This window comes from Bradyrhizobium sp. IC3195 (assembly GCF_020193585.1).
Lineage (GTDB): Bacteria > Pseudomonadota > Alphaproteobacteria > Rhizobiales > Xanthobacteraceae > Bradyrhizobium > Bradyrhizobium yuanmingense.
The window spans coordinates 341,841-365,767 of record NZ_JADYVG010000003.1 but is presented as its reverse complement, the minus strand read 5'-3'; the positions used below and the strand labels follow the sequence as shown (position 1 = coordinate 365,767).

18 protein-coding genes are annotated in these 23,927 nt (G+C 64.3%); 8 read left to right on the top strand and 10 right to left on the bottom strand.

Translation table 11 applies throughout. The features are described from left to right. Positions 1-9 precede the first annotated feature (9 nt). Complete coding sequence (locus I6F09_RS09010) at positions 10-987, top strand: type II secretion system F family protein (RefSeq protein WP_057028159.1); 978 nt, start codon at positions 10-12, stop codon at positions 985-987. Between the two features lie 9 nt (positions 988-996). Continuing rightward, the gene (locus tag I6F09_RS09005) at positions 997-1,971 is read left to right on the top strand and encodes a type II secretion system F family protein (RefSeq protein WP_036021591.1); all 975 of its coding nucleotides are present in this window, start codon (positions 997-999) and stop codon (positions 1,969-1,971) included. 48 nt (positions 1,972-2,019) lie between these two features. Here the strand turns inward: I6F09_RS09005 and I6F09_RS09000 are convergent, their stop codons facing one another. From I6F09_RS09000 to I6F09_RS08990, 3 genes are all read right to left on the bottom strand, one after another. After that, positions 2,020-2,847: a tetratricopeptide repeat protein gene (locus I6F09_RS09000; RefSeq protein ID WP_036021589.1), complete on the bottom strand. Its 828-nt coding sequence runs from the start codon at positions 2,845-2,847 to the stop codon at positions 2,020-2,022. A gap of 96 nt (positions 2,848-2,943) precedes the next feature. Then, complete coding sequence (locus I6F09_RS08995) at positions 2,944-4,449, bottom strand: metallophosphoesterase (protein ID WP_225187907.1); 1,506 nt, start codon at positions 4,447-4,449, stop codon at positions 2,944-2,946. Positions 4,450-4,573: 124 nt separating this feature from the next. Further along, a complete protein-coding gene (locus I6F09_RS08990) occupies positions 4,574-4,840 on the bottom strand; it encodes a hypothetical protein (protein WP_225187906.1) in 267 nt (88 codons plus the stop codon). Positions 4,841-4,899: 59 nt separating this feature from the next. Here I6F09_RS08990 and I6F09_RS08985 point away from each other — a divergent pair, with 59 nt between their 5' ends. Both I6F09_RS08985 and I6F09_RS08980 read left to right on the top strand, forming a co-directional pair. Further along, positions 4,900-6,273 carry a leucyl aminopeptidase family protein gene (locus tag I6F09_RS08985; protein WP_225187905.1) on the top strand — a complete coding sequence of 458 codons (1,374 nt, stop codon included), beginning with the start codon at positions 4,900-4,902 and terminating at the stop codon, positions 6,271-6,273. After that, entirely contained in the window at positions 6,266-7,120 is an 855-nt protein-coding gene (locus I6F09_RS08980) for an NlpC/P60 family protein (protein ID WP_225187904.1), read from the top strand. The genes I6F09_RS08985 and I6F09_RS08980 overlap by 8 nt, the downstream gene beginning before the upstream one ends. A 7-nt stretch (positions 7,121-7,127) precedes the next feature. Here the strand turns inward: I6F09_RS08980 and I6F09_RS08975 are convergent, their stop codons facing one another. The 6 genes from I6F09_RS08975 to I6F09_RS08950 all read right to left on the bottom strand — a co-directional run bounded on the left by I6F09_RS08975 (position 7,128) and on the right by I6F09_RS08950 (position 15,638). Then, a complete protein-coding gene (locus I6F09_RS08975; protein ID WP_036021581.1) occupies positions 7,128-8,765 on the bottom strand; it encodes an ABC transporter ATP-binding protein in 1,638 nt (545 codons plus the stop codon). Between the two features lie 4 nt (positions 8,766-8,769). Further along, positions 8,770-9,948: an ABC transporter permease gene (locus tag I6F09_RS08970; protein ID WP_225139320.1), complete on the bottom strand. Its 1,179-nt coding sequence runs from the start codon at positions 9,946-9,948 to the stop codon at positions 8,770-8,772. After that, complete coding sequence (locus tag I6F09_RS08965; protein ID WP_035998032.1) at positions 9,948-11,057, bottom strand: microcin C ABC transporter permease YejB; 1,110 nt, start codon at positions 11,055-11,057, stop codon at positions 9,948-9,950. Before I6F09_RS08965 ends, I6F09_RS08970 begins: the two co-directional genes overlap by 1 nt. 2 nt (positions 11,058-11,059) lie before the next feature. Then, positions 11,060-12,946 carry an extracellular solute-binding protein gene (locus I6F09_RS08960; protein ID WP_225187903.1) on the bottom strand — a complete coding sequence of 629 codons (1,887 nt, stop codon included), beginning with the start codon at positions 12,944-12,946 and terminating at the stop codon, positions 11,060-11,062. Positions 12,947-12,960: 14 nt separating this feature from the next. After that, positions 12,961-14,874, bottom strand: coding sequence for an extracellular solute-binding protein (locus I6F09_RS08955; RefSeq protein ID WP_225156746.1), 1,914 nt, complete (start codon positions 14,872-14,874; stop codon positions 12,961-12,963). Between the two features lie 209 nt (positions 14,875-15,083). Continuing rightward, on the bottom strand, positions 15,084-15,638 hold the full coding sequence (locus I6F09_RS08950) for a cytochrome c family protein (protein ID WP_225187902.1): 555 nt from the start codon (positions 15,636-15,638) through the stop codon (positions 15,084-15,086). Between the two features lie 231 nt (positions 15,639-15,869). Here I6F09_RS08950 and I6F09_RS08945 point away from each other — a divergent pair, with 231 nt between their 5' ends. Continuing rightward, the gene (locus I6F09_RS08945) at positions 15,870-16,610 is read left to right on the top strand and encodes a 3-deoxy-manno-octulosonate cytidylyltransferase (protein ID WP_035998024.1); all 741 of its coding nucleotides are present in this window, start codon (positions 15,870-15,872) and stop codon (positions 16,608-16,610) included. Positions 16,611-16,631: 21 nt separating this feature from the next. After that, positions 16,632-17,489, top strand: coding sequence for a prephenate dehydratase (locus tag I6F09_RS08940; RefSeq protein WP_225187901.1), 858 nt, complete (start codon positions 16,632-16,634; stop codon positions 17,487-17,489). Between the two features lie 184 nt (positions 17,490-17,673). Here I6F09_RS08940 and I6F09_RS08935 read toward each other — a convergent pair whose 3' ends face one another. After that, positions 17,674-18,687 carry an LLM class flavin-dependent oxidoreductase gene (locus I6F09_RS08935; RefSeq protein ID WP_036021573.1) on the bottom strand — a complete coding sequence of 338 codons (1,014 nt, stop codon included), beginning with the start codon at positions 18,685-18,687 and terminating at the stop codon, positions 17,674-17,676. A gap of 374 nt (positions 18,688-19,061) precedes the next feature. On the opposite strand from I6F09_RS08935, the gene metF reads away from it, so the two are divergent. Both metF and metH read left to right on the top strand, forming a co-directional pair. Next, the gene (gene metF, locus I6F09_RS08930) at positions 19,062-19,982 is read left to right on the top strand and encodes a methylenetetrahydrofolate reductase [NAD(P)H] (RefSeq protein ID WP_225187900.1); all 921 of its coding nucleotides are present in this window, start codon (positions 19,062-19,064) and stop codon (positions 19,980-19,982) included. A 6-nt stretch (positions 19,983-19,988) separates the two neighbouring features. Next, positions 19,989-23,831 (top strand): methionine synthase, encoded by a 3,843-nt coding sequence (gene metH, locus I6F09_RS08925; protein ID WP_225187899.1) that lies wholly within the window; start codon positions 19,989-19,991, stop codon positions 23,829-23,831. The last annotated feature ends 96 nt before the right edge of the window (positions 23,832-23,927 follow it).

Below are 23,927 nucleotides of genomic sequence, written 5' to 3'. Positions count from 1 at the left end.
GGCAGCGCCATGAACATGCAGGTCCTCGCCCTCGCCTTCCTCGCCACCGCAGCAGTTGGTGGCATCGCCTGGGTATTCCTCTATCCGGTGCTGTCTGGGGAGCGAAAGGCGGAAAGCCGCCGTGCCTCGGTCGCGCGCGCCGAAGCGCCCACGGCCCGGCAGGCCGAGAAAACCCAGCGCTCTCGCCGCGAGCAGGTCGAGTCCACGCTGAAAGACCTCGAGGCGCGGCGCGCCCAGGAGAAGAGCGCTCCGCTCAGCGTCCGCCTGTCGCAGGCCGGGCTCGACTGGACGCCGCAGAAGTTCTGGACCGTGTCCGCCGTGGTGGCCGGCGTTTTTTTCGCGGCCGCTATGTTCGCGGGCGGGGGCCTGATCGGCGCCGCCGGTCTTGCCTTTGCCGGCGGCTTCGGCCTGCCGCGCTGGGCACTCGGCTTCCTCAAGAAGCGTCGCGAAACCAAGTTCCTGGCTGCACTGCCCGACGCGGTCGACGTGATCGTCCGCGGCATCAAGGCAGGCCTGCCCTTGTTCGAATCGATCAAGGTCGTAGCCGCCGATTCGCCCGAGCCGCTGCGCAGCGAGTTTCTGGCCATCATCGAGACGCAGGCGATCGGCATGCCGCTGGGCGAAGCCTGCGCGCGGCTCTACGAGCGCATGCCGCTGCCGGAAGCCAATTTCTTCGGAATCGTGGTGTCGATCCAGCAGAAATCGGGCGGCAACCTCTCCGAAGCGCTCGGTAACCTCTCCAAGGTGCTGCGCGACCGCAAGAAGATGAAGGAAAAGATCCAGGCGATGTCGATGGAAGCCAAGGCCTCGGCCGGCATCATCGGCTCGCTGCCGCCGATCGTGATGTTCCTTGTCTATCTCACGACGCCGCAATACATCTCGGTGCTTTGGACTCATCCCACCGGCCAGCTGATGCTGGTCGGCTGCGTCGTCTGGATGTCGATCGGCATCCTGGTGATGAAGAAGATGATCAACTTCGATTTCTGACGGTGTCGCATGGTCGAATTCCTCGTCTCGAAACTGCACGACGTCCGTTTCATGACCATGCTGCTCGCGGCCATCGCCGCGAGCGCCACCGTCTATACGCTGGTGATGCCGTTGTTCGCCGGCGAGGGCCTCTCCAAGCGCATGAAGGCGGTGGCGAGCGAGCGTGAACGCATCCGGCAGCGCGAGCGTGAGCGTCTCAACAAGAGCGAGAAGGTTTCGCTGCGCCAGACGCCGAAGCAACTCGTCTCCAAGGTGGTTGAGGACTTCAACCTGACCAAATGGCTCGCGCAGGAGGCTGCGCGGGACAAGCTCATCATGGCGGGTTACCGCGGCCAGGCGCCCTACATCACCTTCCTGTTTGCCCGCATGGTCGCCCCGATCGTGTTCTTGATCGGCTCGGCCCTCTACGTGTTCGTGATCGGAAACATGCAACAGGCGATGCCGATCAAGATCGGCATCTGTATCGGCGCCGCCTATCTCGGCCTCCAGGCGCCGATGCTGTTCCTCAGGAATGCGATCTCCAAGCGCCAGCTCTCGATCAAGCGTGCGTTTCCCGACGCGCTCGATTTGCTCCTGATCTGCATCGAATCGGGCATGTCGGTCGAGATGGCATTCCGGAAAGTTGCGACCGAAATCGTGGGCCAGTCGATCGCGCTGTCGGAGGAGTTCACCCTGACCACGGCCGAGCTGTCCTACCTGCAGGATCGCAAGGTCGCCTATGAGAACCTGGCACGGCGCACCGGGCTCGAGGGCGTCAAGTCGGTGTGTCTGGCGCTGCAACAGGCGGAACGATACGGCACTCCGCTCGGCCATTCCCTGCGCGTCATGGCGCAGGAAAATCGCGACATGCGCATGAACGAGGCCGAGAAGAAGGCGGCCGCGCTGCCGCCGAAGCTCACGGTGCCGATGATCCTGTTTTTCCTGCCTGTGCTGTTCGTGGTCATTCTCGGACCCACCGCCATCAAGGTCACCGAGATGCAATGAGCCGGGCTGGACCGTACGGTCCGCCACCAAGGCCAGGAAGTCAGATGATCAGCCGGGCTGGCTCAGCGAAGCGACCGGCGTCCGCTTCGGCGCGCCGCGCGGGGCCTCGCTACGGCTCAGCATCTCCTTGAGATAGGCGACATTGGCCGCAGCTTGGTCCGGCGGCAGGTCCGCCTTGACGATGGTCTCCGCCTCCGCGAAGCGGCCCTGCAGGCCGACGACCAGGCCGAGATTCTGCCGGACCCGGGCGCTGGCACGCGGCGAGGCATGCGCCTGCCGCAGCGCCTCTTCCGCCTTCGGCAGCTCTTTCGACAGCATGTAGGACAGGCCGAGGTTGGAGAGCACGCCGGGATCACCCGGTGCGATCTTGAGCGCGCTCGCGTAATAGGATCGCGCCTCCTCATGACGGCCCATCTGGTCGAGCGCGGTGCCCTGCACCGAGAGCAGGCGCCAGTCCGGATTGTCGGGCGAATGCGCCTTCGACAGCACGTCGAAGGCCTGCTGGAAATTGCCGTTGTCGGCGAGTGCGCGGCCGTACTGGGCAAGCAGCGCCTTGTTGCCGGGGTTGGCGATCGTCGCCTGCTCGAGCACGGCGGCGGCCTGGGCGCGCTGGCCGTTGGCACGCAAGGCCTGTCCATAGGCGAGCGCGGCGTCGGCATCTTTGGGATTGGCGCGGTAGCGCTCGCCATAGGCTTCGACCGCACGCGCCGGATCGGTGGGCGCGCGATCGGCGGAGGCCGCGTCCGCCCGGGGGCCGACCGAGCCCGTCACCTCCGAGAGCTTCGACATCGCCGTGCAGCCGCCGAGGCTCATCGCCACCGTCGCGACCAGCGACGTCGAAGCAAGTAGCCGGGTAAGCCTGATCCGTTGACGCATGACGCTTTGACTCTCGAGCTGCTCGATCGAGCCGAACGTGTCAGCAGTAGAATGTTAACCCTAACGGCCGGTTAACAGCGCTCAGACGCGCTTCTCTCACGCCGGCGATGGTTGCGGCGGCGCTTTGCCGCCGAGGCCGAGATCGGGGCCGAGCGCCTGCACCTGCTGATCCAGCTCCAGCAGCAGTTGCAGCCTCTGCCGCCCCCGCCGCTGAACGTCGACACCTTCAGAAGGCAGCCGCGGCACCTGACGCAGGAAGTCGTTACAATTGATCAGGCCTCTCCCGTAGAGCTCATCGAGCTGAGCGCGATCGATGCCGAGCACGTCAGCGGATTGCTCGATCAATCGGCCGAGCAACGTCTTCACCGCGGCGAGCGCGTCGCTGTCGAATCCCGGCCGGGATCTCGCGGCCTTACGCTCGAGCTCCGCCCAGGCATGGGCCGAGACCATGTAGGTGTAGAGCGCTATCGCCCAGTTCGGCTCCGCCCCATCGTAAAAGCTGCCACGCATGAACAGCCGGCGGACGATCGCCGCGACCTGGTCGCGTTTCAGTGTGCGGGACGAGGCCGCCTCGATCGCCGACTGGACGGCCGGATCGCGGGAAAAGTCCCGCCCCGCCGGCAGCCTGATGACGCCGCCCGGCAGGTTGGAATCGAGCGGCCTGAAGGCCGCATCGTTGCGGAGCCTCGTATAGCGGGTGATCGCGAAGCGGTGCTCGTTGCGGCCGGCATGGGACGCGGGGCCGAAATGGACGAGGTTGAAACCGGCATCGTCGCCGGCTTGCCCGGTCGAGGACGGACAGGAGAGCACGTAGATCGTGCGCCAGAACGCCTCACCGCTCTCGCTCGACGTCGCACGCGGATCGGGGATGGAATAGCGGGTCAGCCCCTCGACATGGCGATGACCGTGCAGAACCAGATCGACGTTGAGCGAGGTGGCGGCCTCGAGGAAGGTCGCGGGTGCGGCGAGATACATCAGCGGCTCGTCCGGCATGCCTAGAAAGCGCTTTCCTTCGCCGGTGGCCTGCGGCAGTGGGTGATGGTGCAGGGCCAGCACACGAACCAGATTTTCCGCCGGCTCGGCGTAGTCGGCGCGCCCGGCCGAACCGATGCTTCCCGCGACCTCGGCGCTCAGCCGGGCGGAATCGGCGACCATCGCCTTATAAGCGCTCTCGTCGATCTTGCCGCTCGCGAGCGCCTTCAAGTTGGCGCGATTGGAATCGAGCAGCACCAGGTCGAGGCCTGCCTGACGGTAATAGACATTCTTCGCCGTCCGCGGCAGGTGCAGGTAATCGTAGGCGTCGTGACGGCCCGCACGCTGGCTCGGCCGCTTGACGTCGTGATTGCCTGCCACGGCTTGGATGTCGGTGAACAGCCCCGTCTGCCGGAAGCATGCGATGACGGCGAGCGCCTCGTCGAGCGCGCGCGGCGTTGGGTCGTCCACCAGATCGCCCGTGATCAGCAGGATGCGATCGGGAACATTCGCGGCAGCCGCCATCTTCTCGCAAATCGCGGCCCTGAGCGTCTCGATGGCCGGAAGCAGCCGGCCCGACCCGTCCAGATGCAGGTCGGAAATCTGCGCAACAACGAACGATCTATCCATTTTGCGCCGCTCATCTGCATATGCTGCGTCGCCCAAACAATGAGAAAAATGCTTCGACGAGCAGATTCAGCCGTATCGACCCAACCTGGGCAGGCACCATGCCGCCGCGTGTCTGCGTTCGGGTTCATGCAGAACAAGCGACACAATCTAAAATGTTCGTCGATAATGCCACAACCGAAGCGCTAGTAAAGCCCTGCGGCCGTGGCGTTGCGAACGGCAGCTCTCGGCGTGAGATACGAGATTTGTCCGCGGACGGTTTCGTCGCGCCCGTTCGATACTCGATGGCAAGCCGCTCGCGGATCTCGTCGAGCGCATCGAACCGCATGCCCACCTTGCGGCGAGTAGCGGCTCGCTGAACGGTGACGGCAAAGCCGATTGCAGCGGCGGCCAAACTCTGCGAAGTCTCGTCCGTTCGCATGACTCGCCTGAACTGACGATCCGGACCCGCCAATGCCTTCTATCTTCGAGACGTCATCCACCGCCACCCCGATCACCTTCGTCACCAAATCGAGCTGGGATCAGGTCGCCGAAACGCTGCCGCCGGCGCAACGCCAGTTCGCGCGTGCCAGCGCCTTCGCCGCCAAGCCGGGCAGCTATCTGGCGCTGCCCGCGACCGACGGCACCATTGCGCAGGTGCTGTTCGGGCTCGAGGAAGAGGATGCAAGATCGCGCGACCTGTTTCGGCCCGGCGCCCTGCCCGGCCTCTTGCCGCCCGGCACCTATCGGTTTGCCAATGCACCGCACGATGCGCGGCTGGCCGCGCTCGCCTTCGCATTGGGTTGCTACCGCTTTGCCCGCTACCGCAAGGCAGATCGCCCCGAGATCCGGCTGGTGCCGCCTGACAGTGTCGACGCGGCCGAGATCGAGCGGATTGCCGATGCGGCAATGCTCGCGCGCGACCTCATCAACACGCCGTCCAACGACATGGGCCCGGATGAGCTCGCCGCAGCCGCGCAAGCGCTCGCCGCCGAGTTCGGCGCGAGCTTTTCCTGCACCGTCGGCGAGGAGCTGGCGAAGAACTTTCCGCTGATCCACGCCGTCGGCATGGCCTCCAGCCGCGCGCCACGGCTGATCGACATCGTCTGGGGCGATCCTGATCATCCCAAGGTGACGCTGGTCGGCAAGGGCGTCTGTTTCGACACCGGCGGGCTCGACCTGAAGCCGTCGAGCGGCATGCTGATCATGAAGAAGGACATGGGCGGCGCCGCCAACGTGCTGGCGCTGGCGCGCATGGTGATGGATGCGAAGCTGAAGGTGCGGCTGCGCGTGCTGATCCCGGCGGTGGAAAACGCCGTCGCGGGCAATGCCTTCCGTCCGCTCGATATCTTCACCTCGCGCAAAGGGATCACCGTCGAGATCGGCAACACCGACGCCGAAGGCCGCCTCGTGCTCGCCGACGCGCTGGCTCTGGCCGACGAGGAGGAGCCCGATCTGCTGATCGACCTGGGCACGCTGACCGGCGCGGCCCGCGTCGCACTGGGGCCGGATCTGCCGCCCTTCTACACCCATGATGAGACGCTGGCTGCCGACCTCGCGCGCAGCGCGATGAGGGAGAACGATCCGTTGTGGCGCATGCCGCTGTGGCCGCCTTACGATGCCTGGCTGGACTCCAAGACCGCCACCATCACCAATGCACCCTCGGGCGGTTTCGCCGGCTCGATCACCTGCGCGCTGTTCCTGCAACGCTTCGTCGAGCACGCCAAGAGCTGGCTCCATGTCGACATCTATGGCTGGACGCCGTCGGCGAAGCCGGCGCGGCCCGAGGGCGGCGAATGCCAGGCCGCACGCGCCATCTACGCACTGCTGAGCGAGCGCTATGCCTGATCCAGGACACGACCCGAGGCTGACGCCGGCGCGGGGCGACCTTGCCGCCAAATATCTCGAAGGCAAGGTCGAGGCGCAGCGCTTCGTCGAGGGTGACGAGTTCGAGGTCGTCGAGCCGATCGCGCCCATACGCGAGCAGCCGTCCTCGAACGCGACGTTGATGACCGAAGCGCTGCGCGGCGAACGCGTCACCATCTACGACCGCAACGGCGAGGGTTGGGCCTGGGGCCAGCTCAGTAGCGATGGCTATGTCGGCTGGCTCCCGGATGCGGCGCTCGCAAAACCGTCGGCTGCCGCAACGCACTTGGTCGGCGCACTGCGGACGTTTGCGTTCCCCGGCCCCTCGATCAAGCTGCCGCCGGCCGACACGCTCGTGATGGGATCGAAGCTTGCCGTGGCGCGCGAGGACGGCAGCTTCGCCGTGACGCACGACGGCAGATATCTGCCGAGAACGCATCTCATCCCGCTCGATCATCGCGAGCCGGATTTCGTCGCGGTGGCCGAGCGCTTCGTCGGCACGCCCTATCTCTGGGGCGGCAAGAGCAGCTTTGGCATCGATTGCTCCGGCCTCGTCCAGGTCTCGCTGACATCAGCCGGGATCGGCTGCCCGCGCGACAGCGACATGCAGCTCGCCGGTCTCGGCCGCACGCTGGAGCCGCATGAGCGGAGCAGCTCGCAGCGCGGCGATCTGATCTTCTGGAAAGGTCATGTCGCCATCGTGCGCGACGCCACCACCATGGTTCACGCCAATGCGCATCACATGGCAACGGTGATCGAGCCGATCGAGCCGGCGATCGCGCGGATCAAGGCGGCTGGCCGCGAGGTCGTCGCGATCAAGCGGCTCTGACGGAGCGCTACGTCGCCACCGCCCCGTTTCCGGCCGTCTCCAGCCGAAACGCGGCCGCGAACAGCGCTCGGGTGTAATCCGTCTTCGGATTCCTGAACAATTCGGCCGCCTGCCCCTCCTCGACCACCTTGCCGCCGCGCATCACGATGAGGTGGCTGGCGAGCGAGGCGACGACACGCAAATCGTGCGAAATGAACATGTAGGTGAGCTCGCGCTTGCGCTGGAGCTCGCGCAACAGATCGACCATCTGCGCCTGGAACAGCATGTCGAGCGCGCTGGTCGGCTCGTCCAGCACGACGAAATCAGGCTCCAGCACGATCGCGCGCGCGATCGAGATGCGCTGACGCTGGCCGCCGGAGAATTCGTGCGGATAGCGGAAGCGCGTCTCCGGATTGAGTCCGACATCCTCGAGTGCCTTGACCACGCGCGCCTCGCGTTCCTCGCGCGAGAGCGCCGGCTGATGCACGGACAGGCCCTCGGCGATGATGTCGGCGACCGACATGCGCGGTGAGAGCGAGCCGAACGGATCCTGAAACACGATCTGCATGTCGCGCCGGAAGGGACGCATCTCCTTGAAGCGCAGGCCCTGGATGTCGTTCCCTAAGAACACGATGCGTCCGTTCGAGGAGATCAGCCGCAGCAGCGCCAGCCCCAGCGTGGTCTTGCCCGAGCCGGATTCGCCGACCACGCCGAGCGTCTCGCCCTTGCGTACGGCGACACTGACCCCATCGACCGCCTTGATGTGACCGACCGTTTTGCGCATCAGGCCGCGCTTGATCGGGAACCAGACTTTTAGGTCATTGGCCGACATCACCACCGGCGCATTCGGCTGCGGCGGCGCCGGATCGGGCTTGGGCTCCGCCGCGAGCAGGTCGCGTGTATAGGGATGTTTCGGGGTCTTGAAGACCTGCTCGACCGGACCCTGCTCGACGATCACGCCCCCCTTCATGACACAGACGGTGTCGGCAATGCGGCGCACGATGCCGAGATCGTGGGTGATGAACAGCAGGCTCATGCCGAGCCGCGCGCGGATCTCGGCGAGCAGCGCCAGGATCTGCGCCTGCACGGTGACGTCGAGCGCCGTGGTCGGCTCGTCCGCGATCAGAAGGTCCGGCTCGTTGGCGAGCGCCATCGCGATCATCACACGCTGGCGCTGGCCGCCGGAGAGCTGGTGCGGATAGCTGTTCAGCCGCGTCTCTGGATCGGGAATGCCGACCTGGGTCAAGAGCTCCAGCGTCCGCTTGCGGGCCTGCGCATTGCTGGTCGGATTGTGCAGCTGGATGATCTCGCCGATCTGCGCCTCGATCGTGTGCAGCGGATTGAGCGAGGTCATCGGCTCCTGGAAGATGATGGAGATGTCGCTGCCCCTGATCTCCCGCATCTGCTGCTCGGACTGGTCGATCAACTCCTGGCCCTTGAAGCGGATGCTGCCGGAGGGATGGGAGGCATTCGGATACGGCAGCAGCTTCAGGATCGAGAGTGCGCTGACCGACTTGCCGGAGCCGGACTCGCCGACCAGCGCGACGCATTCGCCGCGCTTGATCTGGAACGAGACCTTGTCGACCGCAAGCGTGGTGGCGCCGCCCTGGTGAAAGGCCACCGAGAGGTCGCGAACGGCGAGCAGGGGCTGGTTGATCGCATCCATGGCCTTACCTGAACGTCTTGCGCGGGTCGAAGGCGTCGCGCACGGCTTCACCGATGAAGATCAACAGCGAGAGCATGATCGCGACCGAGAAGAAGCCGGAGAAGCCGAGCCACGGTGCCTGCACATTGGCCTTGGCCTGCGAGAGCAATTCGCCGAGCGAGGGCGATCCCGGTGGCAGGCCGAAGCCGAGGAAATCGAGCGCCGTCAGCGTCATCACCGAGCTCGAAACGATGAACGGCAGGAACGTCATGGTCGCGACCATCGCGTTAGGGAGCAGGTGGCGGAACATGATCAGAGGATTGGAGACGCCGAGCGCACGTGCCGCCTGGACGTATTCGAAATTGCGCCCGCGCAGGAATTCGGCCCGCACGAGGCCAACCAGCGAGACCCAGGAGAACAGCAGCAAGATGCCGAGTAGCACGAAGAAACCGGGCACCAGCACCGAGGACAGGATCAGGAGAAGATACAGCGATGGAATCGCGGTCCAGATCTCGATGAAACGCTGGAAGATCAGATCGACCCAACCGCCGAAATAGCCCTGCACCGCACCCGCCGCGATGCCGATGACCGACGAAACGATGGTGAGGCAAAGGCCGAACAGCACCGAGATGCGGAAGCCGTAGATCAGCCGCGCCACCACGTCGCGGCCCTGATCGTCGGTGCCGAGCCAATTGTATTCGAGATCGCGGCAGCTCTTCAGTCCCTTCTTCTCCACCACCGGCTTGCACTGCTTCTCCGTCAGCATCCAGGTCGGCGGCGACGGCGCCGGCGTCGGCAGATCGAGATTGTGGGTATCGTAGGAGTAACGGATCAGCGGCCAGACGATGCTGCCGCCCTTCTCCTTGATCAGCTTCTGCAAGTAGGGGTCACGATAGTCGGCCGCCGTCTCGAAATCGCCGCCGAACGTCGTCTCCGAATAGGTGACGAAAGCCGGCCAATAGAGACGGCCATCGAACTTGATCAGGAAGGGCCGATCGTTCGCGATCAGCTCGGCGAACAGCGAGATCACGAACAGGCCGATGAAGATCCAGAAGGACCAGTAGCCGCGGTGGTTCGCCTTGAAGTTCTGCCACCGCCGCCGGTTAAGCGGCGATGGAGCGAACGGCTTGCCCGTGATCGGAACGGCATCGCCGAGCGGCGACTTCGCTGTGGTCTCGATCGGCGTCGGCGCGGTGATCGTCATCAGACCTCCCGCGCTTCGAAATCGATCCGGGGGTCGATCCACATATAGGTCAGGTCGGAGATCAGGTTGATCACGAGGCCGACCAGCGAGAAGATGTAGAGCGTGCCGAACACCACGGGATAGTCGCGATTGAGAACGCTCTCGAAGCTGAGCAGTCCGAGCCCGTCCAGCGAGAAGATGGTCTCGATCAGCAGCGAGCCGGAAAAGAAGGCGTGGATGAAAGTGCCGGGGAAGCCGGCGATCACGATCAGCATCGCGTTGCGGAAGACGTGGCCATAGAGCACCCGGTTCTCGCTGCAGCCCTTGGCGCGGGCGGTCATGACGTATTGCTTGCGGATCTCATCCAGGAACGAATTCTTGGTCAGGAACGTCATGGTGGTGAAGGCACCTAGCCCCATGGCGATAAGTGGCAACGTCAGATGCCAGAAATAATCGATGATCTTCCAATACCAGGGAAACTGCGACCAGCCGTCCGAGGTCAGTCCGCGCAGCGGGAACCAGTTGAAGAAGGAGCCGCCGGCAAACAGGATGATGAGGAGAATGGCGAACAGAAAACCGGGGATGGCATAGCCGAGCACGAGCACCGTCGAGGTCCAGGTGTCGAACCGCGCCCCGTCGTTCACGGCCTTGCGAATGCCGAGCGGGATCGAGATCAGGTAGGTCAGAAGTGTTAGCCAGAGGCCAAGCGAGATCGAGACCGGCAGCTTTTCCTTGATGAGCTGCAGAACGCTGACGTCGCGAAAATAGCTCTTGCCGAAATCGAAGCGGGCGAAGTTCCACACCATCAGCAGGAAGCGTTCCGGCGCGGGCTTGTCGAAGCCGAACTGCACTTCCAGCTTCTTGATGAAATCGGGGTCGAGGCCCTGCGCGCCGCGATATTTCGAGTTGACGGAATCGCCGCCCGCACCGACCTGCCCCGGCGCGCGCTGCGCAAAATCGCTGCCGCCCGATATGCGCGAGGTGCCGCCGGTGTCGGCGCCCGAGAGCTGCGCGATCACGCGTTCAACCGGGCCGCCCGGCGCGAATTGCACCACGACGAAGGACACGAAGAGGATCCCAAGCAGGGTCGGAATCATTAGCAGGAGGCGGCGGGCGATATAGGCGCTCATGGCTATTTTGCCTGCTCGAGCTTGGCCGCCTTGGCGGGCTCATACCACCAGATGTCGGGCGCGCCGACGCCGTTGGCATAGCGCGGCAGCTTCGGCGGATGTCCGAACTGATCCCAATAAGCCAGCCGGTGCGTCTTGTTGTACCATTGCGGCACCCAATACCGGCCGGCGCGGAACAGGCGATCGAAGGCGCGGCAGGCGACGGTCAGGTCTTCGCGGCTGCCGGCCGCCATGATCTTCTCGATCATGGCGTCGATCGCCGGACTGGCGACGCCAGCCAGATTGTACGAGCCCTTGGTGTTTGCGACCTGCGAGGAGAAGAACGCGCGCATGGCATCGCCTGGCGTCGCCGACATGCTGAAGCGCTGGATGGTCATGTCGAAATCGAAATCTTCCTGCCGGGCTTTGTGCTGTACGGCATCGACGAGGCGCACGCTCGCTTCGATGCCGAGCGTCGCGAGATTCTTGATGTAAGGCGCGTGGTGCGGCTGGAACGAGGGCTCATCCAGCAGGAACTCGATCTTGAACAATTCGCCGTTCGGCAGCACCCGCTTGCCGTCCTTGATGGGCACGCCGGCCTCGGTCAGCAATTGCTGCGCCTTGCGGAGCAGGCTGCGGTCCTGTCCGGAGCCGTCGGAGGCCGGCGGCGTGAACGGCGCCGCGAACACCTCGTCAGGAACCTGGCCGCGAAACGGCTCCAGCAGCTTCAGCTCTTCCGGCGAAGGCGGCGCATTGCCGGCCATCAGGTCCGAGTTCTGGAACGGCGACACCGTACGAGTGTAAGCGCCGTACATGATTGTCTTGTTGGTCCATTCGAAATCGAAAGCGTTGATCAGGGCCTCGCGCACGCGGGGGTCTTTGAATTTGTCGCGCCGCGTATTGATGAACCAGCCTTGCGCACCGGAGGGCGTATCGTCGGGCACGACCTCCATCTTGACTCGGCCTTCCTTCACCGCGGGGAAGTCATAGCGCGTCGCCCAGATGCGCGAAGTGAACTCCTCGCGATAAAGATAGCTCTTGCCGGTAAAGCCCTCGAAGGCGACGTCGCGGTCGCGATAGAATTCATAGCGGACGACATCGAAATTATAGCTGCCGCGGCAGGGCGGCAGATCAGCGGCCCACCAGTCCTTCACGCGCTCGAACTCGATGTAGCGATTGACCTCGAACCTGCCGACCCTGTACGGGCCCGAGCCGAGCGGAATCTCCAGCGACGATTCATCGAACGGGCGGGAGGCGTAGTACGCCTTCGAGAAGATCGGCAGGCTGGCGACATAGAGCGGCACGTCGCGTGCACGCCCCTTGGCGAAGGTGACGACGAGCGTCGCATCGTCGAGGGCTTCGGCACTGACCATGTCGCGCATCTGCACGGTGATCAGCGGATGCCCCTTGGTCTTCAGAGTCGTCAGCGAATAGGCTGCATCGTGGGCAGTGAGCCTGGTCCCGTCGTGGAATTTCGCCTCGGGTCGCATCGCGAAGCGGTAGACCAGCTTGTCCGGCGATATCTGCACGGATTTGGCCGCCAACCCGTACATTGCGTCGGGCTCGTCAGCTGCGCGGATCATCAGCGGCGAGAACGTCATACCCATACCTTGTGCGCCGTCGCCTTTCAGGATGAACGCGTTGAGCGAGTTGAAGGTCTGGTAGGACTGATTGTAGGCCCGCACCGACGGGATCAGCGAGAACGTGCCGCCTTTCGGCGCGTCGACATTGACGTAATCGAAATGACGGAAGTCGGCGGGATATTTGAGATCGCCGAATGCCGACATGCCGTGCGCCTCGGTCGCCGCTTCCGATGCTCGCGCGCTGCGCAGCAGCGGCGCGCCGACGGACGCCCCGAGGGCGCCGCCAACACCCAGGACCAGCACATGGCGGCGTGACATCTGCGTCATGCGGGGATTGTCCTTCACGATTTCTTTGCGATCCGTGCCGCCTTGTCTGCGTCGTACCACCAGATGAACGGGAAGCCGGACAGACCATACCTGGGCAATTCCGTCGGCCGGCCGAAGCGATCCCAGCGCGCGGTGCGCACCTTGTTGTAGGTCCATTGCGGCACGACGTAGTGATTCCACAGCAACACGCGGTCGAGGGCCTTGGTGGCCGCGACGAGATCGTCGCGATCAGTGGCGTAGATCACCCGCTCGATCAGCTTGTCCACGGCCGGATTCTTGATACCGGCGATGTTGCGCGACCCGGCGATGTCGGCCGATTTGGAGGACCAGAACTCGCGCTGCTCGTTGCCCGGCGATTGCGACTCGCCCCAGGAGTTCGTCACGATGTCGAAGTCCCACTCGCGCGTCCTGTTCTCATACTGGGTCGGATCGACCGTCCGAACGCTCACCGCAATGCCGAGCCGCTCCAGCGACGGCTTGTAGAACAGCGTAATTCGTTCGAAGCTGGGATCCGAGTTGAGCAATTCCAGCGAGAACTGCGCACCGGTCTTGACGTCGACCAGCTTGCGATCTCGCACCTCGTAGCCGGCTTCCTTGAACAGGCGCAGCGCCTCACGCAAATTGTCGCGCACCGCCTCCGGACTACCCCCGACCGGATTGGTGTAGGGCGTCGTGAAGACCTCGGGCGGTACCTGGGCGCGGACGGTCTCGAGAATTTCGAGCTCCTTACCCTGCGGCAATCCCGTTGCCATCAGCTCCTCGATGCCGTCGAAATAGCTGCTGATGCGCTTGTACTGACCGTAGAAGATCTGCTTGTTCATCTCCTCGAAGTCGAACGCGTAGTTGAGCGCACGACGCACGCGCGGATCGCTGAACTTGGCGCGGCGCAGGTTCGGCACGAAGGCCTGCATCACGCCCGAGCTGCGATTGACGAATTCCTCGAGGATCACCCGCTTTTCGGTCACGGCTGGGAAATCATAGGCGGTCGCCCAACTCTTCGCGCTGTTCTCGGTGCGCCAATCGACCTGGTCGGCCTTGAAGGCCTCGATCGCAACGGTGCCGTCGCGAAAATATTCGTAGCGCAGCTCATCGAAATTATTGCGGCCCACATTGATGGGAAGATCGCGGCCCCAATAGTCCTTGACGCGCTCCAGTGCGATCGAGCGTCCTGCGACGAATTCCTTGACCTTGTAAGGGCCCGAGCCGAGCGGCACTTCCAGCGTGGTGGTGGCGATATCGCGCTTGCGGCCCTGCGCGTCCGTCCCCTCCCACCAATGTTTCGGAAGGACGATCAGCTGTCCCACGATCAGCGGCAGCTCGCGGTTGCCGGGTGCGTCGAACACGAACTTCACGTCACGCTCGCCGACCTTCTCGGCCTTCACCACATGGCTGTAATAGGCCGAGTACATCGGATGGTTCTTCTTGAAGGAATCGAGCGAGAAGATCACGTCCTCCGGCGTAACAGGCTTGCCGTCATGCCATTTCGCCTGCGGGCGCAGGCGATAGGTGACGAAGGAAAAATCGTCGGGATGGCTGACCGCTTCGGCCAGCGCGCCGTATTCGGTCGAGACCTCGTCGAGCGACTGCGTCAGGAGCGATTCATAGATGAACGCGACGGCACCGGCGACCTGGCCCTTCACACCGGAGACGACGATGTTGAAATTGTCGAACGTGCCGACGGCGATCTGGCGCGCGACACCGCCTTTGGGGGCGTCCGGATTGACGTAGTCGAAGCGCTTGAAGTCGGCGGGGTACTTGACCTTTCCGAACAGCGACAGCGCGTGGCGCCAAGGCAACCCGCCGGAAGGCAGCTCAGTTGCTGATTGCGCATGCGCCACGCCGACGGGAACGCCCGCGACGGAGCCAAGGGCTGGAAGCGCTGCGGCTGCAGTGCCGGTGAGCAGGAGATCGCGTCGGGTAATGGCCAAATCAACATCCCTGTCTTGAAGGAGGCTACTCCTTTAAGTTCCCAATATAGGCGAGGTTTCGACCGAATATGTTGCTTTTTCCTCATCTTGGAAGCCCGGCCGGCCTATCGGATGCGGCCAAACGCCCCGATAACGTCGCCGCGAGGCCCGGATAAGGAAACGGCCAGACTTTTCAGCCTGGCCGTATTCGAGCGCCGGTTCTTGAGACCTTATTTTGACGCCGTCGGCAGCGGCTGAGGTTTCTCCGACTGCGAATTCAGATAGGCGATGATATCGGCACGCTCGGAATCCTTGGCAACACCGGCAAAGCCCATCGCGGTGCCCGGAATGAAGCCCTTCGGATTGGCGAGGAACTTGTTGAGGTCGTCGAAGCTCCAGTTGCCACCCTTGGCCTTTATGGCGGCCGAGAAGTTGAAGCCACCACGGCCCTGGCCCTTGGGCTCGCCAACGACGCCATAGAGGTTCGGACCGACTCGGTTCGGGCCGCCCTTCTCGAAGGTGTGGCAGGCGCCACACTTCTTGGCGGCCGCGGCGCCCTTCTCGACGGAGGCGGTTTGGAGCAGCTTTTCGATCGGTTCGGACGATGCGGCGGCAGCGGCGCCCTCCTTGCCGGAGCCGGCATCTTGCTTGACCGCGATCTCGAAGCCCGGCTTTTCCGGCATCTTGGGAGAGAACAGCGCGCTCGCGGTGAAGCTCGTCACCAGCAGGAAGAGACAGGTGCCGAACACGGCGCCGAGAATCTTGTTGAGTTCGAAAGAGTCCATTTCCGGCCAGGCCCCACCGCAAGAAGGAAACAGCGGCCCGGATGGCCGCAGGACGAGCCTCGGAGAATCAAACGTTCCTTATTGTTTCCCCGAGTTTTGCCATTGAGATATCGGTTTGCCCGGGGTCTGGCAACCCGTATAAGCGATCCGGCTTCAGGCCCGTCCCCACCCCATGTCCCGGTGCGGAAAACGCTCCGTTTTCAGGCTCTTGACCTCAGACCTTTGAACCCGATGATCGATCCCCGCATCCTGGTGCTGATCCCGGCTCGCATGGCCGCCACCCGTCTGCCCGGCAAGCCGCTCGCCGATATCGCGGGATTGCCGATGATCGTGCATGTGCTGCGCCGTGCCGAGGCCGCCGCAATCGGCAGGGTCGCGGTGGCCACCGACACCGACGAGATCGCCTCGGTCGTGACCGCCCATGGCGGCGAGGCCGTCATGACGCGCGGCGACCACCCCTCCGGCTCCGACCGCATCCACGAGGCCATGCAGAAGCTCGATCCCGAGGGCAAGGCCGAGATCGTGGTCAATGTCCAAGGGGATTTCCCGACCATTACGATCGACAACATCCGCGAGGTGCTGCCGCCGCTGCAAGACCCGGCCGTGGACATCGCGACGCTGGCCTCGCGGATCCACACCGAGGAAGAGGATCTCGCCCCAAGCGTGGTGAAGGCGATCGGAACCTCGGTTGGCGGCAGGCGGATGCGCGCACTTTATTTCACCCGCGCGACCGCCCCGACCGGCGACGGACCGCGTTATCACCATATCGGCCTCTATGCCTTTCGCCGCGCCGCGCTGGAGCGCTACGTCTCTCTTCCGCCGTCTCCGCTGGAATTGCAGGAGAAGCTCGAGCAGCTCCGGGCGCTTGAGGCCGGAATGCGCATCGATTTCACCATCGTCGACACCGTGCCCCGCGGGGTCGATACGCCGGCGGACCTCGAGACCGCGCGCAGCATCCTTTCCAAATCCTGAGCCGCTGCTACAAGGCCGAGCATGAGCAAGATGAAGATCGCATTCCAGGGCGAGCCTGGCGCCAATTCCCACATCGCCATCGTCGGGGCCTATCCCGACGCCGAACCGATGCCCTGCGCCACATTCGAAGACGCGCTGTCGGCGATCTCGTCGGGCGAGGCCGATCTCGGCATGATCCCGATCGAGAATTCGGTCGCCGGCCGCGTCGCCGACATCCATCACCTCCTGCCGGCGTCCGGCCTCTTCATCGTCGGCGAATGGTTTCTGCCGGTCCGGCATCAGCTGATGGCCGTGAAGGGCACCAAACTCGAAGACATCAAGAGCGTCGAGAGCCATGTGCATGCGCTCGGCCAGTGCCGGCGCATCATCCGCAAGCTCGGCATCAAGCCGATCGTGCATGCCGATACCGCCGGCAGCGCCCGCGACATCTCAGAGCGCAAGGACAAGACGGTGGCCGCGATCGCCTCGCGCCTTGCTGCAAAGATCTACGGTCTCGACATCCTCGCCGAGGACATCGAGGACGAGGCCCACAACACCACTCGCTTCGTGGTGCTGGCGCGCGAGCCGAAATGGGCGCCCCAAGGCACCGGGCCGCTCGTCACGACTTTTGTTTTCCGGGTGCGCAATTTGCCGGCGGCGCTCTACAAGGCGCTCGGCGGCTTCGCCACCAACGGCGTCAACATGACCAAGCTCGAGAGCTACATGGTCGACGGCAATTTCTTCGCCACGCAGTTCTATGCCGACGTCGACGGCCATCCCGATGACAAGGGCCTCGCCTTCGCCATCGAGGAGCTGAAATTCTTCTCGCGCGAATTCCGCATCGTCGGCGTATATCCGGGCCATCCGTTCCGCGCCACGTTCAGCGAAGTGCAGGATTGATCCCTCACCCTCCCCTGGAGGGGTCCGGGAGAGCGCAGCTCGCCCGTGGGTCGCTACGCATGGAGCGCAGCGCAATGCGTAGCGGGGTGGGTGACGGTCTCTCCACGTCGAATACTGCCCGAGTGGAGAGATCACCCCGCTCGCGCTGCGCGCAATCGACCCGCCCCCTCCAGGGGAGGGTAAGCTACCCCGCCGCTCTGAGCCCGAATGCCTCCGCCAGCAGCGAATACGACTTCTTTCGCGCCGCGTGGTCATACACCGCCGTGATCACCATCAGCTCGTCCGGCTTGCTTGCGTAGATCAGCGGCTGCAGCTTCTTCTGCACCGTCGCGGGACTGCCGACGAACAGGCGCGAGCGGTTGCGCAGGATCGAGGTGCGCTCGGCGTCCGTATACGGATAGGCCATCGCCTCCTCGACGCTCGGCAGCGGCAGATATTGACCGCGGTCGCGGCGAAGACGGTTGAGGTCGAAGGACGAGGCGAGCCTTTCGGCCTCCTCGTCGGTATCGGCCGCAATGACGGCGACCGCGAGAATGGCATGTGGGCTCGCACGCCAGGCCGAGGGTTGAAAGCGATTGCGGTAATGCACCATCGCATCGATCGCGTCGTGGGACGCGAAATGATGGGCGAAGGCGAAGCCCATGCCGACCTGGGCGGCCAGTTCCGAGGAATAATCGCTGGAGCCGAGCAGCCAGATAGGCGGCAGTCTGGTGTCGTCGGGCATTGCGACGACGTTGTTGTAGGGGTGCCCCGCGGGGAATTCGCGCGTCTCCCACAGGATCAACTCGTGCAGCCGCTCCAGGAAATCGTCGCCCTCGCGGCGGTCGAGCCGGCTCCTGAGCGCGTAAGCCGTCGCACCATCGGTGCCCGGCGCGCGGCCGAGACCGAGATCGATCCGGCCCGGAAATAGCGCCTCCAGCATCTTGAAGCGCTCAGCGACGACCAGCGGCGCATGGTTGGGCAGCATCACCCCGCCGGAACCGACGCGGAGGTGCTTCGTCACCGCCGCGATCTGGCCGATCATCAGGTCGGGCGCGGGGCTCGCGACGGAGGCGAGATTGTGATGCTCGGCGAGCCAGTAGCGGACATAGCCGAGGCCATCCACGTGACGCGCCAAATCGATGCTGTTGCGCAGCGCCGCGGCGGGCTTGGTGCCTGATGTGACGACGGAGAGGTCGAGGACGGAGAGCGGGATCATGGCGGCTTAACGTAATGGAGGCGGTCGCGGCGACAATGGGCAGGCTGCGCAGGCCTGACGTGTACGGACGGGCTGGCACGCCAGCGGCTGGAGTTGGGACAACCGCCGCTACTTTGCAGACGATTCTGATCTGCCCACCAAGAAAATCGTTCATAAAAGATGGCTCACGAGAGATAATATCTGAAAATTCAACACATTATGTCATGCAGCGCGCTTCCCACCCAAAACATGATTCGCAAGAATGACCCGTCGAACTGCACCTGAATGGGCAACTTCCCATGCATGATGGGCTGTCGATCAAGGGGCCTTTGCCGTATTTTAGCTCTCCGAGGCTAGACCCCGATTGCCGGCCTGACATTGGAGTGAGTGGCGCCATGACTGACCTGACGACGCCTGCGACAGTCGACCGGCAGGACAGGCACCTGAAGCGGCCCGCGATCTCCTTCGAGTTCTTTCCGCCGAAGACGGAAGAGATGGAGCGCAATCTCTGGGAGACCATCAACCGGCTGGCCCCGCTCGAGCCGAAGTTCGTCTCGGTGACCTATGGCGCCGGCGGCTCGACCCGCGAGCGCACCCATTCGACCATCACGCGCATCCTGAAGGAGACCGCGCTGCTGCCCGCCGCGCATCTGACCTGCGTCGGTGCTTCGCGCGGCGAGATCGACGAGATCGTCGACCGCTATCACGAGGTCGGCGTCCGCCACATCGTGGCCTTGCGCGGCGATCCCGTCGGCGGCATCGGCACGCCCTATTCGAGCCATCCCGAGGGTTATCAGAGCTCGGCCGAGCTCGTCGCCGGCATCAAGAAGCGGCACGGCGACATCGAGGTCTCGGTCTCTGCCTATCCCGAGAAGCACCCCGAAGCGCGCGACTTCGATGCCGATATCGACACGCTCAAGGCCAAGGTCGATGCCGGCGCGACGCGTGCGATCACGCAGGTGTTCTTCGACAACGATCTCTACTTCCGTTACCTCGACCGCGTGCGTGCGCACGGCATCGACATCCCCGTAGTGCCGGGCATCATGCCCATGCACAATTTCAAGCAGGCGCGCAATTTCGTGACCCGTGCCGGCACCACGGTGCCCGACTGGTTCGCGGCGAAGTTCGAGGGCCTCGATGACGATGCCGAGACGCGCAAGCTGGTGGCCGCGACCGTTGCGGCCGGCCAGGTGCAGAAGCTCGCCAAGCACGGCGTCGACACCTTCCATTTCTACACCATGAACCGCGCCGATCTCGTGTTCGCGATCAGCCATTTGCTCGGCATTCGCGCGAAAAGCGCGCAGAAGGCGGCGTAAGAGAAAATGACCGTGACCATCTCTCCGAAGCGAACTGCCCTGCTCGACGCCGCGCGCGAGCGCATCCTGGTGCTCGACGGCGCCATGGGCACGATGATCCAGAACCTGCAGCTCGACGAGAAAGCCTTCCGCGGCGAGCGCTTCAAGAACTTCCATCGCGACCTGCGCGGCAACAACGATTTGTTGATCCTGACCCAGCCGCAGGCGATCGAGGACATCCACGCCGCCTATTTGCGCGCCGGCGCCGACATCGTCGCGACCAACACGTTCTCGACGACCTCGATCGCGCAGGCCGATTACGACCTCACCGACATCGTCTACGAGATGGCGCGTGAAGGCGCCCGCCTCGCCGGCAATGCTGCACGGCGCGTCGAAGCCGAGGACGGCAAGCCGCGCTTCGTCGCCGGCGCCATCGGCCCCACCAACCGCACGGCCTCGATCTCGCCCGATGTTTCCAATCCCGGTTACCGCGCCGTCACCTTCGACGATCTGCGCAAGTCCTATGGCGAGCAGATCCGCGGGCTGATCGACGGCGGCGTCGACCTCCTGCTGGTCGAGACCATCTTCGACACACTCAACGCCAAGGCGGCGCTCTATGCGATCGCCGAGATCACCGAAGAGCTCGGCATCGACGTGCCCGTGATGGTGTCGGGCACCATCACCGACAAATCCGGCCGCCTGCTGTCGGGCCAGATGCCGGAAGCGTTCTGGAATTCGGTGCGGCACGCCAAGCCCATCACCATCGGCTTCAACTGCGCGCTCGGCGCGGAAGACCTGCGCGCGCATATCGCCGATATCGGCCGCGTCGCCGACACGCTGGTCTGCGCCTATCCCAATGCCGGCTTGCCGAACGAGTTCGGCCAGTATGACGAGACGCCCGAATACATGGCGCGGCTGATCGGCGAGTTCGCGCGTGATGGCCTCGTCAACATCGTCGGCGGCTGCTGCGGTACGACGCCGGACCATATCGCGGCGATTGCCGCGGCAGTGGCGCCGCACAAGCCGCGCATCGTGCCGGAGATCACCCCGCGCCTGCGGCTTTCCGGACTCGAGCCGTTCGTGCTGACCGACGCGATCCCCTTCGTCAACGTCGGCGAGCGCACCAATGTCACGGGCTCCGCCCGCTTTCGCAAGCTGATCACCGCTGGCGACTACACCGCCGCGCTCCAGGTCGCGCGCGACCAGGTCGAGAACGGTGCCCAGATCATCGACGTCAACATGGACGAGGGCCTGCTCGATTCCGAAGTGGCGATGGTGACCTTCCTCAATCTCCTCGCTGCCGAGCCCGACATCGCGCGCGTGCCTGTCATGGTCGATTCCTCGAAATTCTCGGTGATCGAGGCCGGCCTGAAATGCGTGCAGGGCAAGCCGGTCGTCAACTCGATCTCGATGAAGGAAGGCGAGGAGAAGTTCATCCTTGAGGCCAAGATCGCCCGTCGCCACGGCGCGGCCGTTGTCGTGATGGCGTTCGACGAGGTCGGCCAGGCCGACACGTTCGCGCGCAAGACCGAGATCTGCAAGCGCGCCTACGACATCCTGGTGAACAAGGTCGGCTTCCCGCCGGAAGACATCATCTTCGATCCAAACATCTTCGCGATCGCGACCGGCCTCGAGGAGCACAACAATTACGGCGTCGACTTCATCGAGGCGACGCGCTGGATCCGGCAGAACCTGCCGGGCGCGCATGTCTCGGGCGGCGTCTCCAATCTGTCGTTCTCGTTCCGCGGCAACGAGCCGGTGCGCGAAGCCATGCATTCGGTGTTCCTGTATCACGCCATCAAGGCCGGCATGGACATGGGCATCGTCAATGCCGGACAGATGATCGTTTATGACGACATCGACCCGGAGCTGCGGCAAGTGTGCGAGGACGTCGTCCTCAACCGTGACGCGGGCGCCTCCGAGCGGCTGCTGGCGCTGGCGGAGAAGTTCCGCGGCAAGAAGACCGAAGGCAAGGAAGCCGATCTCGCCTGGCGCGAATGGCCGGTGGAGAAGCGGCTGTCGCATTCGCTGGTGCACGGCATCACCGAGTTCATCGAGCAGGACACCGAGGAGGCCCGCAAGAAATCCTCGCGCCCGCTCGACGTCATCGAGGGCCCGCTGATGGCCGGCATGAACGTGGTCGGCGACCTCTTCGGCGACGGCAAGATGTTTTTGCCGCAGGTGGTGAAGTCTGCCCGCGTCATGAAGCAGGCCGTCGCTTACCTCATGCCGTTCATGGAGGAGGAGAAGGCGCGCAACCTTGCGAGCGGCATCGGCACCGAGGGCTCCTCGTCCGCCGGCAAGATCGTGCTCGCGACGGTGAAGGGCGACGTCCACGACATCGGCAAGAACATCGTCGGCATCGTGCTCCAGTGCAACAATTTCGAGGTCATCGACCTCGGCGTGATGGTGCCGGCGGCGAAGATCGTCGAGACCGTGAAGGCCGAGAAGGCCGACATCGTCGGCCTGTCCGGCCTGATCACGCCCTCGCTCGACGAGATGGCGTTCTTCGCCGGCGAATTGCAACGCGAGGGCTTGAGGCTGCCGCTCCTGATCGGCGGCGCCACCACCAGCCGCGTGCATACGGCCGTCAAGATCGACCCGAGCTATCGCGCCGGTCCCGTCGTGCATGTCAACGACGCCAGCCGCGCGGTCGGCGTCGCCTCCGCGCTGCTCTCGCCGGAGAAGCGCGAGGCCTATGCGGCCGAGGTGCGGGCCGAATACGCCAAGATCTCGGAGGCGCATCTGCGCGCACAGGCCGACAAGAAGCGGCTGAAGCTGGCTGACGCGCGTGCCAACCGCGTGCCAGTCGATTTTGCCAAGAGCAAGCCGGTGAAGCCGACTTTCCTTGGCACCAAGAGCTTCGACGAATACGACCTGGCCGAGCTCGTGCCCTATATCGACTGGACGCCGTTCTTCCAGACCTGGGAGCTCGCCGGACGCTTCCCCGCCATCCTCGACGATTCAAAGGTCGGCGAGGTCGCGCGCTCGCTCTATGACGATGCGCGCAAGATGCTCGACACCATCGTCAAGGAGAAGTGGTTCCGGGCGCGCGCGACGATCGGCTTCTGGCCGGCGAACGCGCAAGGCGACGACATCGTGCTCTATGCCGACGATAACAGGACCAAGAGCATCGCGACGCTGCACACGCTGCGCCAGCAGCTGGAAAAGCGCGAGGGCCGCTTCAACGCTGCGCTCTCCGACTTCATCGCGCCTGCCGGCGTGCCCGATTACATCGGCGGCTTCGTCGTCACCGCAGGGATCGGCGAAGACGCGGTCGCCGACCGCTTCAAGATGGCGAACGACGACTACTCCTCGATCCTGTGCAAGGCGCTGGCCGACCGCCTCGCCGAGGCCTTTGCCGAACGCATGCACGCCCGCGTCCGCCGCGAGTTCTGGGCCTATGCACCGGATGAGGCGCTCTCCAACGAGGAGCTGATCCTGGAGAAGTACTCCGGAATCCGCCCCGCGCCCGGCTATCCCGCGCAGCCCGATCATACCGAGAAGGCGACGCTGTTCGAGCTGCTCGACGCGGAAGCCACCGCCGGGGTGAAGCTGACGGAGAGCTTTGCGATGTGGCCGGGCTCGTCCGTCTCCGGGCTCTATTTTGCCAGCCCCGAAAGCTATTATTTCGGCGTCGGCAAGATCGAGCGCGACCAGGTCGAGGACTACGCCGCGCGCAAGGGCATGAGCGTGGCCGAAGCCGAGCGCTGGCTCGCGCCGGTGCTGAACTACATCCCGTCGCAGGACAAGCCCTTCGCCGCCACGCCGGCGAACGACGAAATGCCGAAAGACCTCGCCTCGCATCCGCCGGGCTGCACCTGCGCGGTGCACTTGGTCTGGCAGAAGAAGCGCGCCGGCGCGGGGTAGACGCCGCCGAAACACAAACGTGAAAAACAACCCCATGCACAGTAGCGATGGGGTTAAAAAGGCTTGACGTTTTCTGACTTGCCGAAAACACGGTTG